This is a genomic window from Rhizobium sp. 01L410, assembly GCF_056400165.1.
In genome coordinates this window covers 19,386-34,429 of sequence record NZ_JBFTST010000002.1, presented here as the reverse complement: position 1 = coordinate 34,429, position 15,044 = coordinate 19,386, and the positions used below count along the sequence as shown (strand labels likewise).

The window sequence follows — 15,044 nt, the reverse complement described above, 5'->3', positions numbered from 1 at the left end:
ACCGGCTTCCGGTTTCGGTAATTCCGGAAAATCAGTCGATCGCCGCCGTGACGATGAACTCGACCTTGTATTTCGGTGCAGCGAGCTTGGCTTCGCTGGTGGCGCGCGCCGGGGTGTTGGCCGGATCGACCCAGGCTTCCCAGGCAGCGTTCATTTCGGCGAAGTCGGAAATGTCGGAGAGATAGATCAGTGTCTGCAGGATCTTCGACTTGCTGGAGCCGGCAGCCGCCAGCAGGCGGTCGACTTCGGCAAGAGCAGCCTTGCACTGATCCGTAACGCTCTCGCCTTCGGCAACCTGGCCGGCGAGGTAAACGGTGTTGCCGTGGACGACGGCGCCGCTCATGCGGGGACCGGGGCCGATGCGCTTGATGCTCATGGTTTTCTCCTGAGTTTCTTATGGAATGAAGGGCGCGGACAAAACCGCGCCGCAGGGTCAGCCGCGAATATGATGGGTCTTCTGATAGATCGCGGTGGAACGGGCGCCGGAGCGGCAATAGCCGAGCATCGGGCGCGGGAATTCGTCAAGCGCGTCGACCATGCCGGTCACGGCTTCTTCGGTGACGCCCATGGTGCCGACAGGCACATGCGCGATCTCCAGGCCAAGCTCCTTGGCGCGTGCCGCAATCACGGAAAACGGCGTCTGGTCGGGGCTTTCCTGGTCCGGGCGATGGCAGACGATCGACTTGAAACCCAGAGCCTTGATCTGGTCGAGATCCTCGACCGCAATCTGGCCGGATACCGAATAGTCGTCGTCGATCTGGCGGATGTCCATCACGCGTACCTCCTGAAAATGAACGGCAGAAGCTCTACGATGCGCGACCGCGAGCGTCAACAATTGTTAGCTCATACAAAGGCGAAGGTCAGCGCATAGCTGCGGCTTTCGCCGGGCTTCAGCATGTTGAATTCGCCCGCCGCCTCCAGCTCGCTGCGCAGCACCCAGCGATGCGAGACCGGCTCGATGCCGAGAATATGCGCCGGTGCATTCTGGTTGCGCCAGACCTGCAGGTGCGGCAGCGTATCGGAGCGCGTGCGCACCCTCAGCGTCTTGCCGTGCACGGCCTTCATCGGCCCGAGGCGTACTTCGGCAAAGCCACCTTCGGTCGCCGGTGCCTCGACGCAGAACAACCCGCCGAGTTCGTCGCCGAAGGTCCAGGGGAAGCCGCCGTCTTCCAGCATCTTGCCTTCAAGCCGGGTGCCCTCGTCGAACCATTTGCCGCCGACATTCATATGATACATCAGGAAGGTCGGGACGGTCTGGTCGCTGGTATTGATGACCTTGTCCTCGAGCGAGACTTCGCCCGTTGCGCCATCGATCTTCCAAAGGCGCTCGATGCGCTGCGGCAGTCCCTCGACAGTGACGAGGTCGATATCGGCGCGGCATTCGGCATTGCCGTTTTCGAACTTGGTCCACAGCACCTTCGCCTTGTGGCCGGAAACCGAGCCATGCAGCGGATAGATCGCGCCGTCGGTGCGGCCCGGGATCGGCTCGCGGTGACGGATATGGTCGGGGCCGCAGGTGAACAGGAAGCCTTCGAGCGAATGGTCGATGCGGGGATCGCCGTCATCCGGAATGGCGCGCTTGGGCGAAATGTCGACGCCATCGACGACGCAGGCACCGATATCCATCACCGACGTTTCGTCCAGCATCAGGCGCGGCCCCTTGGCGGCTGCAAACTCGATCATTTCAATCCCTCCCCCTGTCTCAAAACTGCCGTAGCGTTAGGGGCAGCGCAAGGTTTCGTCAATCACGTCGCGCATGATTGCCCGCAACCGGCGATCCGCTGAGGAACCACCGTGGCAAACCAAACGTTTAGCTTCACGCAAGTGATCACGGATATTTTCATAATTTGTTCAGTACGAATTCATAAATTCCACACTAGCGTCAAAATTCGCGGGTGTGTGTCGGCCCAGTCCCTGCTTGAGGTGCAAGACGTGAATCGCATTCTGAAATACGGCCTTTCGCTCGCCGCTGTCGTTCTGGCCGTCACATCCGTCGCGCCGGTCGCGGACGCGCAGCAATATGGCCGCCGCCAGCGCGACGTCGTCATGGTCACGCCGGATGGCCAGATCGTTAACTATATCCCGCCGGGCGCCGACGTCTATTATTCGCGTGACCGTAACGGCAATCGCGTTCTCGTCGACAGCTATGGCAATGTCGTCGCCACCGAAATGCGCTCCAAGGGCTATTATCCCGCGGCTCCCTCGCGCGATCCCTATAACAACGACCCCTATAATGCCGAGAGCGGCGATCAGACGCGCTATGGCAGCACCCGCTACATGGAGCGCGGCGCAGTCACCGGCGCGATCCCGCGTGACGGAAGCATCGAGCGTCAGCCGCTCGATCAGCCCTATCCTGATAACGGTGACTATGCCGCGATCGATCCCGATCAGCAGGCACCTCAGGCACAGCAGCCAAGGGCACCCGAAGAGCCCGCGATCACCCTGAAGGGCAAGTCGAAGCCGGAGATCGTCGCACTGCAGGTGTTCCTCGACCGCTCCGGCATCTCGCCAGGTGTCATCGACGGACACATGGGCTCGAACGTCACCAAGGCGATCTATGCCTACAACCAGATGACCGGCGAAAATCTCGATCCGAACAATACCGACGCGATCCTTGAACAGCTGCGCCTGTCGGGCGGCCTGCCTGTTATCAGCTATACCATCACCCCTGCAGACGCGGCTGGCCCCTATGTCGCCGAGATTCCGGAAGACTACGCACACAAGGCGCTTCTGCCGTCGCTCGCCTATACGTCCACGACCGAGATGCTGGCCGAGCGTTTCCATATGGACGAGGCCTTCCTGAAGGAAATGAACCCCGGCGACGACTTCACCGTCCCCGGCACCATCATCAAGGTTGTCAATCCGGGCGACCCGAAGACCGGTACGGTCGCCAAGATCCTGGCGGACAAGGCCAAGAAGCAGGTCTTCGCCTATGACGATGCGGGCAACCTGATCGCCGCTTACCCGGCCTCGATCGGTTCCAACGACACGCCCTCGCCGTCGGGAACGGTTCAGGTCGATCGCGTCGCGCTGAACCCGGGCTACACCTACAATCCTAAGATCAACTTCCAACAGGGCGCCAACGACAAGGTCCTGAACATCCCGCCAGGCCCGAACGGCCCGGTTGGCACTGTCTGGATCGCACTCTCCAAGCCGACCTACGGCATTCACGGTACCCCAGAGCCCTCGAAGATCGGCCGCACCCAGAGCCACGGCTGTATCCGCCTGACCAACTGGGACGCGACGGAACTGGCCAAGATGGTCAAGCCCGGCGTCACGGTCGAATTCGTCGATTGATCGCCATGCATTGAAACAAAAAAGCCGCCGGTCTCCCGGCGGCTTTTTTGTTTCGGCTTGTGAAATCAGGCCGCGTCACGCATCAGCAGGCCGGAAAGACGTGCCGCAACCGGAAGCTTGACCGGCAGCTTGCGCATCATTTCCTCGGCGAAACAGAGAGCATTTTCGCGGGCCTTTTCGAGGTTCGAGACCCGGGTCGCATCCATGGTGGCGAGCGTGCCGCCGCAATCGAAGATGTCGCGGAAAGCCGAGCGTTCGATGATCGCCGTGTCGAGAACCGGCACGTGACGCTCATTGAGCAGCGCCTTGACCAGCTGCAGCGCGCGGGTCGTGACCATCGAGTTGACGCGGGTCAGGACGACGGAATGACCGATCTTGATGCCTGCCTTCTCATCCAGATACTGGAGCAGTTCCAGAACCTGCGCGCCGCCGCGGGCATCCATGGCACAGCCCTGGATCGGGATCAGCACGTGGTCGGAAAGACCGACGGCAGTGGCAAGCAGCGGATTGCGCGCGCCCGGCAGATCGATGATGAAATAGTCGGTATTGGCCTTGTTCTCGCTGATATGCAGCGGCAGCGATGCCGAGGTGACGAAGTCGATGACAGAGACGTTCTTCACGTTGCCGGAAATCTCATGCCAGCGGGAAATCCAATGCTGGGGATCGGCGTCCAGAATGGTGACGCGATACCCCTTGCGCGCAAGCTCGGTCGCCAGCAGCAGCACGGCCGTAGTCTTGCCGGCGCCGCCCTTGGTATTTGCAAAAGTAATGACTGGCATATCAGGTCCTCGAAGGGAAAAGTGGCGAGCCGGTTATCGCTCTCATACGCACTTTTCGATTCATCGTGCGGTTAATGCATCCTTTCCAATCGTGGTTAACAAAATCTAAACGGACGACCCGAAATTGCAGCCCGGATTTTTTACATCCCAAGAATTTGGGATGTTTGCAGACAAAAAAAGCCCGGAAAGCCTGTGCTTTCCGGGCCAGCTGGTTGGTCCGCCTTGGTTAACTCAGAAGCAATCCTTGAACAAAGCCTTGGTGTTTTCGAGCGTCATCGTGACAGGATTGCCACCGGCGCTCGGGTCTTCGATCGCCATCGCTGACAATTCGTCGATCCTGTCAGGTGCGATTCCCATCGCCGAGAGGCTTTCGGGAACGCCGAGTTCGGAGCGCAGCTTCAGCACGTAATCATAGAAGCCGTCGAAACCTCCGGCGATGCCGAGATAAGCCGCCGCACGGGCGATCTTCTCTTCGATCACAGCGCGATTGAAACGCAGCACGGCCGGCATCACGACGGCATTGGTCATGCCGTGATGGGTGTTGTAGACGGCGCCGATCGGGTGCGACAGCGCATGGATAGCGCCGAGGCCTTTCTGGAACGCGACGGCGCCCATGGCGGCAGCAGCCATCATGTTGGCGCGGGCTTCGAGGTCCGTGCCCTCCTTGTAGGCGCGCGGCAGGAATTCCTTGACGAGGCGCATGCCTTCAAGCGCGATGCCGGCCGACATCGGATGGTAGAACGGCGAGGAATAGGCTTCCAGGCAATGCGCGAAAGCATCCATGCCGGTGCCGGCGGTGATGATCTTCGGCATCCCGACGGTCAGTTCCGGATCGGAGATCACGACGCCGGGCAGGAACTTCGGATGGAAGATGATCTTCTTCACATGCGTCGCCGAGTTGGTGATGACGCTGGCGCGGCCGACTTCCGAGCCGGTGCCCGCTGTCGTCGGTACGGCAACGATCGGCGCAATGCCTTCGATGCTCGCGCGCGTCCACCAGTCGCCGATATCCTCGAAATCCCAGACCGGGCGCGTCTGGCCTGCCATGAAGGCGACGCACTTGCCGAGATCGAGACCGGAGCCGCCGCCGAAAGCGACGACACCGTCATGACCGCCATCCTTGAACGCCTTCACACCGGCTTCGAGGTTCTTCTCGTTCGGGTTCGGATCGACATCGGCAAAGATGGCGCGGCCGAGACCGGCGTCTTCGAGAATGTCGAGCGCGTTCTTGGTGATTGCCATCGAGGCCAGGCCACGGTCGGTGACCAGCAACGGCTTCTTCATGCCGAGGCTCTTGCAGGCGTCGGCGAGCTCCTTGATGCGGCCGCGGCCGAGCTTGACCGCTGTCGGATAGCTCCAGTTGGCTGTGATATTGCTGCTCATGCTGTGACTTTCTTCAGATGGTAGGATTTCGGACGCGTCAGGTTCTGGAAGCCGATGATCGACAGCGAGCCGCCGCGGCCGGTTTCCTTGACGCCGGTCCAGCAAAGCGCCGGATCGAGATAGTCGGCGCGGTTCATGAACACCGTGCCGGTTTCGATTTCGCGGCCGAGCCGCCCTGCCCGTTCCGCGTCCTTGGTCCAGAGCGAGGCCGTCAGGCCGTACTGGCTGTCGTTCATCAGCGCCAACGCTTCCTCGTCGCTCTTGACCTTCATGATGCCGACAGCCGGACCGAAGGTTTCTTCGCGCATGAAGGCCATCGAGTGGTCGACATTGACGAGAACCTGCGGCGCGAGATAGGCGCCGCCATCATCCTGCGGGAAGAGTTTCGGATCGACCAGCGCTTTGGCGCCCTTGGAAATCGCATCGGCGATCTGATCGCGCACCACCTTGGCAAAGCGCTTATGCGCCATCGGGCCGAGCGAGGCTTCAGGATCGAGCGGATTGCCGAGCTTGTAGTTCGAGACCCAGGCGACCGACTTCTCGACGAAGCTGTCGTAGAGCGACTCGTGCACATAGATGCGCTCGATACCACAGCAGCACTGACCGGAATTGTAGGTCGCGCCATCCATCAGCGTATCGACGGCAGCGTCGAGATCGGCATCTTCCATGACATAGCCCGGATCCTTGCCGCCGAGCTCAAGGCCGAGACCGGTGAAGGTGCCGGCTGCCGCGCGCTCCATCGAACGTCCACCTTCGACCGAACCGGTGAAGTTGACGAAATTGAAGCTGCCGGCCGCGATCAGCGCCGAGGTCGTCTGGTGATCGAGGAAGACATTCTGGAAGACATCTTCAGGGACACCAGCCTCGACGAAAGCCTGCACGAGGCGCTCGCCAACCAGCAGCGTCTGCGACGCATGCTTCAAAACGACGGTGTTGCCGGCCATCAGCGCCGGAGCGATCGTGTTGATCGCCGTCATATAGGGATAGTTCCAGGGGGCCACGACGAAAACGACGCCATGGGCTTCGCGCTCGATGCGGCGCTCGAACTTGTCGCTCTCTTCGACCACCAGCGGTGCCAGCGCCTCGGCAGCGATCGAGGCCACGTAATTGGAGCGCTCGTTGAAGCCCTTGTACTCGCCGCCATAACGGATGGGACGGCCCATCTGCCAGGCGATCTCGGGCACGACGACGTCCGACATCTCGTTGAGACGCGCGACACCCTTCAGCACCAGCTGAACGCGGTCTTCGAGCGGGCGCTTCGCCCAGGTCTTCTGCGCCTTGCGCGCCCGCGCCACGGCTTCTTTCGCCGCTTCCAGCGAAAGCGCCGGACGCTCCGCGTAAACCGATCCGTCCACCGGTGATATGCATTGGATCATTGCCATGATCTTCATCCTATGTTTTTCGCGACCTTATGGCGGACGCAGCCACCACCATCTCCGGATATATGGAGATCATGTGGCGTTTATTGCATCCGCCTTCGATACGCCTCTTATGCTCTCTCGAAACCGCGCGCCACTTCCCAATCGGTGATGCGGCGATCATATTCTTCCTGCTCCCACTCCGCAGCGCGCGTGTAGTGGTCGATGACATCGTCGCCGAAAGCGCTGCGCAGCATCTTTGACTTGGTCATCACCGTCGTCGCCGCTCGCAGCGTCCGCGGGATCTCGCGAACCTTGCGGGCGCCGTAGGCATCTCCCACGAAGGGTGCTTCGAGTTCAAGCTTGTTCTCGATGCCATCGATGCCTGCGGCAATCAGCGCCGCGAAGGCGAGATAGGGATTGAGGTCGGAGCCGCCGACGCGGCATTCGATGCGGATCGCCTTGCTGCCATCGCCGCAGAGGCGGTAGCCGGCGGTGCGGTTGTCTTTGCTCCAGATCGCCTTGGTCGGCGCGAAGGTGCCGGCCATAAAGCGCTTGTATGAATTGATGTAGGGCGCCAGGAAATAGGTGATCTCGCTTGCATGGGCGAGAAGACCGGCGACGTAGTTTTCCATCAACGGCGACATGCCGTATCTGCCCTTCTCGTCGAAGAACAGCGCCTTCTTGCCATCGAGGCTCCAGAGCGACTGGTGGATATGCGACGAGCTACCGGCGGCATTGTAATGCCACTTGGCAAGGAAGGTGATGGCCTTGCCCTTCGACCAGGCGATTTCCTTGCAGCCGTTCTTGATGATCGTATGGCGGTCGGCCATCGTCAAAGCTTCGGCATAGCGAACGTTGATCTCTTCCTGTCCGGCGGAGGCCTCGCCCTTCGAATTCTCGACGGGGATTTCGGCGCCCTGCAGACCGGTACGGATCGCCCGCATCACCTCTTCTTCCTTGGTGGTCTGGAAGATGTGGTAGTCCTCGTTATAGGCGCTGGCGAGCTTCAGGTTGCGATAGCCCGAGGCATGCGCGGATTCATAGGTCTGGTCGAACAGGAAGAATTCCAGTTCCGAGGCCATGAACGGCTTCATGCCCATCGCTTCCAGACGCTTCACCTGCTTCTTCAGGATGGCGCGCGGCGAATGTGCCACTTCCTCATGCGTATGATGATCGAGCAGATCGCAGAGCACCAGGGCCGTACCTTCGAGCCACGGAATGCGCCGCAGCGTCGAAAGGTCAGGCTTCATCGTATAGTCGCCGTAACCCTTCTCCCAGCTGGTCGCTTTGTAACCGGAGACGGTTTCCATCTCCATGTCGGTGGCGACGAGATAGTTGCAGCTGTGGGTTTCCTTCCAGGCGCTGTCGAGGAAATACTCGGCCTGGAAGCGCTTGCCCATCAAGCGGCCCTGCATGTCGATCTGGCACGCCAGAACGGTATCGATGCGGCCCTCGGCCACGTCCTTCTTGAGATCGTCGAGAGTGTAGCTGGTGGTCATGATTTACCCGCCTGAATTTTTGATTTTGCGATTTCGGAACAACGAAAGGGCATGCAGCGGCGAGACGAAGCCCGCCTGATGCTTTTTCATTGAACCGGGGATGGGGCCGCGTGCGCCGCGGCCCCGCCATTCGAGAGGGAAGCCTCTGGCCTTAGTGTTCGCCCACGGCCTTTTCGGCAGCAGCGATTTCTGCCTGACGGCGTGCCACTTCGTCGCCGATCGGCGGACCCTTGAAGCGGCGCTGCTCGAAGCCGAACCAGACGATACCGGCCAGGACAAGGAAGCCGACCGTAACGTAGAGAGCCGGGCCGTTCGGCGGCTGAACACCGAGAACGAAGATCAGGATCATCGCCAGGACCGTCAGCACCGCGAACAGCTTGAAGGCGCCCTCGCCGATGTTCCACGGGCCCATCTTGTCCCACTTCGACGTACCCCAGGCAAAGAGGCCGAGCGTGATCGGGATTGCGAAGGAGAAGAACAGGAAGATGACCGTGCACGAGACGACGATCGTATAGACCGGCGTATCGCCGATCGAGACGAGCGAAGAGCCCCAGACGAAGAGGACCGAGAGGATCGAACCCGTCCAGATCGCAGCAACCGGCGTACGGTATTTCGGGCTGACCTTGGCAAGCGCCTTGGAAGTCGGCAGACCGCCGTCACGCGAGAAGGCGAAAATCATGCGCGACACCGAGGTGACCGTTGCAAGACCGCACAGCCACTGGCTGACGAGAATTGCGAAGTACAGGATGTCCTTGACGAGAGGATTCACCTGCGCGTCCATCGCCCAGAAGAATACGTTCCAGCCCTGCTTTGCGGCATCGTCCATGTTCGGCAGCATGAGGACGAACGAGCACAGCATGATGTAACCGAACAGCGCCGACCACAGCACCGAGGAAACCATGCCGCGCGGCACGGAATGTGCCGCCTTGACGGTTTCTTCGGACGTATGCGCCGAAGCGTCATAGCCGGTGATCGTGTAGATCGGCAGCAGCAGGCCGAGCAGGAACACCCAGGTGCCCGATGTCGCCGGCCAGACATTGCCGCCAGCTTCGCCGGAATAGTTGGCGAAGGTGAACAGGCGGCCGATTTCGTAGGACGGGGCTGCAAAAAGGCAGACGGCCGAAAGCACGATGGCCGTTGCGAAGATCAGATAGCCCGAGAAGTCCGTGAGCTTGGCGGTGAGGCCGATACCCATGTGGTTCACGAGAGCCTGTGCGCCGGTGATGATGATCAGGAAGACGATACGCACGACAGTCGTATCGGTCAGGCCGAAATAGCTGGTGCCGAAGGAACCCATGAAGAAGTAATAGGTACCGACATTGATGGCGCCGAGAACGGTGACCAGACCGAGCAGGTTGAACCAGGCGGTCAGCCAGCCGGTGAAGCGGTTGCCGAGGATCGAACCCCAGTGATAGAGGCCGCCGGCCGTCGGATAGGCAGAGCTGATCTGCGCCATCGCCACGGCGAAGACGAGCGAGACGAAGCAACCGATCGGCCAGCCGATGCCGATTGCCGCGCCACCGGCACCTGCCGTTGCCTGAGCCAGCGAGTTGATGCCGCCGGAGAGAATGCAAATGATCGAAAACGAGACTGCGAAGTTCGAGAACGAGCTCATGCGTCGTTCAAGTTCTTGGGCATAGCCCATGGAATGCAAGACACTCATGTCCTGCTTCTTATCCAGATCGGTATAGTCAGACATGACTTCCCCCTGTTCCCGATCGGCCGCGGGATTGCGGTCGATCTTGTGCCAAATTGCCCGTGGCATTTGCCATCGGGCGGTCCGCAGCAAAGCTGCTCCCTGGGGCCGTTTTCTTTTTTAGTGCGAGCCTTCCAGACAGTGCTGGAGAAGCCCTGAGAGATAGTCGGCCATGACCCCTTGACCGGCATCGTCCTTGATGAGGTCGTTTCGGACCTCGATCATTACATTGCGGAACCCGTTGGAAACCCCGTGCAGGATCAGCGTATGCGTCACGCCGTCTTGAGGGCCGTAGGGCTCGTTGCGTTCTGTCTTGTAGAGCGGCGCGTCAGCCGAAGCTGAAAGCATATCGTCTGCCAGGCGGCTGTCGGCATCGTGCAGGATGCCGAGCTCGACTGCACGCGGCTTGCCGTTGAAAACAGGCGTAAAGCTGTGGATTGTGACGACGACGGTCTCCTGCCCCCTCGCCTTTCGCTCCGCGATCAGCCTGCGCACGGCATCGTGAAAAGGAATGTACAGCGCTTCGGTGCGAGCCTTGCGCTCTTCCGCGCCGAGATTCTGGTTGCCCGGAATGGGATAGATCTCGCTCTTCTCCGGCATCGCGCCCGGCGCTTCCGGCGGGCGGTTGCAATCGTAGATCAGGCGGGAAAAACGCTGCGAGACGAGCGTTGCGTCAAGTGCGGCGGAAATACCGCGCGCAACCGCCAAAGCCCCCGGATCCCAGGCGATGTGGCTCTCCCGCGCATCCTTCGAAAGGCCGAGATCGCCATAGCGTTCAGGCAGCGTTCGCGACGCATGCTCGCAGATGATCAGCAGCGCGCTCTTGCCGTCGCGCCGCTCGATGCTGACGCAACTTCCTTCTGCTTCGTTTAGCACCTTCAGTTCAGTGAGCACGGGGGCAACGCCTCGCCAGATGGCTTTATAAAAAATTAATAAGAAAAGAATTCTTCAGGTTCTCCACACTGTCAAGCGCATCCTGAAAATTTCTTTTCATGACAGTAGTTGACATGGATTGTGACAGCGTTGTTAACTTTGAGTGGGAAAGTGGCACCTGACGCAAAGGGAAAGCGTCGGGATCAAAACAAGCCATTCCCGGGGAGCATGATCGAGTGAACGCCGCGTCGAAGACGGTCTCGGACGTCATCCACTCGCATTTCGACGCGCTGACGCGCGCCGAGAAGCAGTTGGCTGAAAGTCTGCTGGACAACTACCCAGTCTCCGGGCTGGGCAGCATCACCACCATTGCGGAAAATGCCGGCGTCTCGACGCCGACGGTGGTGCGCATGGTGCAGAAGCTCGGCTTCAAGGGCTATCCGGATTTCCAGGCACATCTGCATCAGGAGGTCGAAGCGACGATCTCCAACCCGATCGCCAAGCACGACCGCTGGGCCTCGAATGCGCCGGGCACGCATATCCTCAACCGCTTCGCCGATGCCATCATCGGCAACCTGCGCCAGACCTTGACCGATCTCGACACGGCAACCTTCGAGAACGTCGCGTCGCTGCTGTCTGACCGCAAGCGCGGCCTCTATTTCGTCGGCGGCCGCATCACCGGCGCGCTGGCCGAGTACTTTTTCACTCACATGCAGGTCATCCGGCCGAACACCGCCCTGCTCTCCTCGAATTCGTCGAGCTGGCCGCAATACGTGCTCAACATGAATGCCGGCGACCTGCTGATCATCTTCGATATCCGCCGCTACGAGCAGGAGATGGTGAGCCTGGCGCAGGCCGCCCGCAAGCGCGGTGCTGAAATCATCGTCTTCACGGACCAATGGGGATCTCCCGCCGCCAAGCTCGCAAGGCACGCGTTCCGCGTCCAGATCGAGGCACCGTCGGCCTGGGACTCTTCCGTCGTTACCCTTTTCATCGTCGAGGCCCTGATCGAAGCCGTCCAGAGCTCGACATGGGACGAAACGAAGGGGCGCATGAAAACGCTGGAGGGCCTGTTTGAACAGACCAGGCTCTTCCGCAAGCTGGGTTGAGAGGGAAAGGGGCAAGACTAAACGAAATCAATGAGGGCGTAGATAAAATAGAATAGCGCGTCGCAAACAAGACAGCGGCCGCAAGCACCTGCAATCATAAGAAAAATTAACGTCACGCGGCTGTCATACAAGCTTCATGCAACGTCAGTAACAGCTTCGCCAGACCACTGAAAACCGAAGGAGAACAACAGTGATCTCTAACATTTCTCGACTGCTTTCGCTTTCTACTGCGATCGTCGTAGCTTCGACTGCGATTGCCGCGGCTGAACCGAGCGCCGACCTCATCGCTGCCGCCAAGAAGGAAGGCACGCTGACGACCATCGCTCTCCCGCACAACTGGTGCGGTTACGGCGACGTCATCGCAGGCTTCAAGGCCAAGTACGGCATCGAAGTCAACGAACTGAACCCGGACGCTGGTTCGGGCGACGAAATCGAAGCCATCAAGGCCAACAAGGGCAACACTGGCCCGCAGGCTCCTGACGTCATCGACGTCGGTCTCTCCTTCGGCCCGTCTGCCAAGGCCGATGGCCTGATCCAGCCCTACAAGGTCTCCACCTGGGATTCCATTCCGGACTCCGCAAAGGACGCTGACGGCTACTGGTACGGCGATTACTACGGCGTTCTCTCGTTCGTCGTGAACACCGACATCGTCAAGAACGTCCCGAAGGATTGGGCCGACCTGAAGAAGCCGGAATACGCCAACTCGGTTTCGCTCGCTGGTGACCCGCGCGCTTCGAACCAGGCTGTTCAGGCCGTCTACGCTGCTGGCCTCGCTGCCGGCGAAAAGGACGCAACGAAGGCTGGTGAAGCAGGTCTCTCCTACTTCGCAGAACTCAACAAGGCCGGCAACCTCGTTCCGGTTATCGGCAAGTCCGCTTCGCTCGCTCAGGGTTCGACCCCGATCGTCGTCGCATGGGACTACAACGGTCTCTCCTGGCGCGACAGCCTGAACGGCAACCCGCCGGTTGAAGTCGTCGTTCCGACGTCTGGCGTTGTCGCCGGCGTTTACGTTCAGGCGATCTCGGCTTTCGCTCCGCACCCGAATGCTGCCAAGCTCTGGATGGAATACCTCTATTCGGACGAAGGTCAGCTCGGATGGCTGAAGGGCTATTGCCACCCGATCCGCTTCAACGACCTCGCCGAAAAGGGCAAGGTTCCGAAGGAACTGCTCGACAAGCTGCCGCCGGCTGAAGGCTATGCAAAGGCCGTCTTCCCGACGCTCGACGAGCAGGACAAGGGCAAGGCTGCTATCACCACGAAGTGGGATAGCGTCGTCGGCGCCAACGTTCAGTAATATCTGCCACGCCTCCCCGCCCATCCGGCGGGGAGGCTCTTTTTCACCTCGACGCCCCCGGATAGCTTCCATGAGCACTGTGACTGCGCCTGTGGCAAGCACTGCCCCATTCTTCAACCGCGATCGCGTGGTGGATTGGCTCGGCATTGCGCCCTTCATCATCTTCGCGCTGCTGTTTTTGATCATCCCGACGCTCTATCTGGTCATCGGCGCCTTTTTCACTCCGGATGGTCAGTTCACGCTGAAGAACATCTCGGATCTCTTCACGCCCTCGATCATGAACGCCTACTGGATCAGTATCCGGGTTTCCGTCGCATCGGCTCTCGGCGGCGCGCTCATCGGTTTCTTCCTTGCCTGGGCCGTGGTGCTCGGCGGCCTGCCCTCCTGGGTGCGCGGCACGCTGCTGACCTTCTCGGGCGTTGCCTCCAATTTCGCCGGCATCCCGCTCGCCTTCTCGTTCCTGGCGACGCTCGGCCGCACCGGCCTTGTCACCATCTTCCTGCGTGACTGGTTCGGCTTCAATCTCTACGGCACGGGCTTCAACCTGCTGTCCTTCTTCGGCCTGACCATCACCTACATGTATTTCCAGATCCCGCTGATGGTGCTGATCCTGACGCCGGCCCTCGACGGCATGAAGAAGGAATGGCGCGAGGCCTCCGAAATCCTCGGCGCCACCAATCGCCAGTACTGGACGATGGTCGCCCTGCCGATCCTGTGGCCGAGCCTGCTCGGCACCACGCTGCTCTTGTTCGCCAACGCCTTCGGCGCCATCGCCACGGCCTATGCGCTGACCGGCTCCTCGCTAAACATCGTGCCGATCCTGCTCTACGCACAGATCCGCGGCGACGTGCTGCACAACGCCAACCTCGGCTACGCGATCGCGCTCGGCATGATCGTCATCACAGGTGTGTCGAACGTTCTTTACCTCATGCTGCGCATGCGCGCTGAACGGTGGCAGAAATGAAGGGTTCTCGTATCGGCGCCTGGTTCGCCATCATCATTGGTGCGACCTACTTCATCGTTCCGCTTCTCGGCACGCTCGAGTTCTCGCTGCGCATGCGCCGCGACGGCTACAGCTTCGATGCCTACAAGTCGGTCTTCTCCGATGCCCAGTTCCAGCAGACTTTCGGCTATTCGATGCTGATGGCGCTGATGACCATCATCTTCGGCATGCTGCTCGTCGTGCCGACAGCCTATTGGGTTCGCTTGCGCGTGCCGCAGATGCGCCAGATCATCGAGTTCATCACGCTGTTGCCGCTGGTTATCCCGGCGATCGTCATCGTCTTCGGCTATCTGCGTCTGTATAATTCCTCGTCGATCTTGCCGCTGACCGGCTCGACCATGGGGACCAACGTGCTGCTGGTCTTCGCCTACATCACGCTGTCGCTGCCTTACATGTACCGCTCCGTCGATACGGCGATGCGCGCCATCGATGTGCGGACGCTGACGGAAGCCGCCGAAAGCCTCGGCGCCAAGTGGCCGACGATCATGTTCAAGTGCATCTTCCCGAACGTCATGAGCGGTGTGCTCTCGGGCGCCTTCATCACACTGGCGATCGTCATGGGCGAATTCACCTTTGCCGCCCTGCTGAACCGTCCGGCCTTCGGTCCCTACCTGCAGCTCGTCGGTGCCAACAAGGCCTATGAGCCGTCGGCGCTCGCCGTGATCGCCTTCTCCATCACCTGGCTCAGCATGGGCTTGCTCAATCTCGTCTCCCGCTTCGGCAAAGCCCGTCCGGCCAAGGCTTAAGGTA

Annotated in this window: 14 protein-coding genes; 5 read left to right on the top strand and 9 right to left on the bottom strand. The window is 60.4% G+C overall.

Translation table 11 applies throughout. The features are described from left to right. Positions 1-31: 31 nt before the first annotated feature. The 3 genes from AC1DV9_RS04700 to AC1DV9_RS04690 form a co-directional block, all read right to left on the bottom strand. Positions 32-376, bottom strand: a complete 345-nt coding sequence (locus tag AC1DV9_RS04700; protein ID WP_112515859.1) for a RidA family protein — start codon at positions 374-376, stop codon at positions 32-34. Positions 377-433: 57 nt separating this feature from the next. Then, positions 434-772, bottom strand: coding sequence for a protein tyrosine phosphatase family protein (locus tag AC1DV9_RS04695; protein ID WP_112386955.1), 339 nt, complete (start codon positions 770-772; stop codon positions 434-436). Between the two features lie 71 nt (positions 773-843). Beyond that, positions 844-1,683, bottom strand: coding sequence for a DUF4432 family protein (locus AC1DV9_RS04690; RefSeq protein WP_112515858.1), 840 nt, complete (start codon positions 1,681-1,683; stop codon positions 844-846). 249 nt (positions 1,684-1,932) lie between these two features. Here AC1DV9_RS04690 and AC1DV9_RS04685 point away from each other — a divergent pair, with 249 nt between their 5' ends. Next, the gene (locus AC1DV9_RS04685) at positions 1,933-3,297 is read left to right on the top strand and encodes a L,D-transpeptidase (RefSeq protein ID WP_477946424.1); all 1,365 of its coding nucleotides are present in this window, start codon (positions 1,933-1,935) and stop codon (positions 3,295-3,297) included. Positions 3,298-3,362: 65 nt separating this feature from the next. Here AC1DV9_RS04685 and AC1DV9_RS04680 read toward each other — a convergent pair whose 3' ends face one another. From AC1DV9_RS04680 to AC1DV9_RS04655, 6 genes are all read right to left on the bottom strand, one after another. Then, a complete protein-coding gene (locus AC1DV9_RS04680) occupies positions 3,363-4,076 on the bottom strand; it encodes a ParA family protein (RefSeq protein ID WP_112386953.1) in 714 nt (237 codons plus the stop codon). A 231-nt stretch (positions 4,077-4,307) separates the two neighbouring features. Beyond that, the gene (locus AC1DV9_RS04675; protein WP_477946423.1) at positions 4,308-5,459 is read right to left on the bottom strand and encodes an iron-containing alcohol dehydrogenase; all 1,152 of its coding nucleotides are present in this window, start codon (positions 5,457-5,459) and stop codon (positions 4,308-4,310) included. Next, on the bottom strand, positions 5,456-6,841 hold the full coding sequence (locus AC1DV9_RS04670; RefSeq protein ID WP_477946422.1) for an aldehyde dehydrogenase family protein: 1,386 nt from the start codon (positions 6,839-6,841) through the stop codon (positions 5,456-5,458). The genes AC1DV9_RS04675 and AC1DV9_RS04670 overlap by 4 nt, the downstream gene beginning before the upstream one ends. A 107-nt stretch (positions 6,842-6,948) precedes the next feature. Further along, a complete protein-coding gene (locus tag AC1DV9_RS04665; RefSeq protein ID WP_477946421.1) occupies positions 6,949-8,319 on the bottom strand; it encodes a glutamine synthetase family protein in 1,371 nt (456 codons plus the stop codon). A 151-nt stretch (positions 8,320-8,470) separates the two neighbouring features. Then, on the bottom strand, positions 8,471-10,018 hold the full coding sequence (locus tag AC1DV9_RS04660) for an amino acid permease (RefSeq protein WP_477946420.1): 1,548 nt from the start codon (positions 10,016-10,018) through the stop codon (positions 8,471-8,473). Positions 10,019-10,135: 117 nt separating this feature from the next. Continuing rightward, a complete protein-coding gene (locus AC1DV9_RS04655) occupies positions 10,136-10,909 on the bottom strand; it encodes an N-formylglutamate amidohydrolase (RefSeq protein WP_477946418.1) in 774 nt (257 codons plus the stop codon). 215 nt (positions 10,910-11,124) lie between these two features. On the opposite strand from AC1DV9_RS04655, the gene AC1DV9_RS04650 reads away from it, so the two are divergent. The 4 genes from AC1DV9_RS04650 (at position 11,125) to AC1DV9_RS04635 (ending at position 15,040) form a co-directional block, all read left to right on the top strand. Beyond that, entirely contained in the window at positions 11,125-11,997 is an 873-nt protein-coding gene (locus tag AC1DV9_RS04650) for a MurR/RpiR family transcriptional regulator (RefSeq protein ID WP_477946416.1), read from the top strand. Positions 11,998-12,187: 190 nt separating this feature from the next. Then, positions 12,188-13,291, top strand: coding sequence for an ABC transporter substrate-binding protein (locus AC1DV9_RS04645; RefSeq protein WP_477940180.1), 1,104 nt, complete (start codon positions 12,188-12,190; stop codon positions 13,289-13,291). A gap of 70 nt (positions 13,292-13,361) precedes the next feature. Beyond that, complete coding sequence (locus AC1DV9_RS04640) at positions 13,362-14,255, top strand: ABC transporter permease (RefSeq protein WP_112515849.1); 894 nt, start codon at positions 13,362-13,364, stop codon at positions 14,253-14,255. Then, positions 14,252-15,040, top strand: coding sequence for an ABC transporter permease (locus AC1DV9_RS04635; RefSeq protein WP_112386946.1), 789 nt, complete (start codon positions 14,252-14,254; stop codon positions 15,038-15,040). The genes AC1DV9_RS04640 and AC1DV9_RS04635 overlap by 4 nt, the downstream gene beginning before the upstream one ends. Positions 15,041-15,044: the final 4 nt, after the last annotated feature.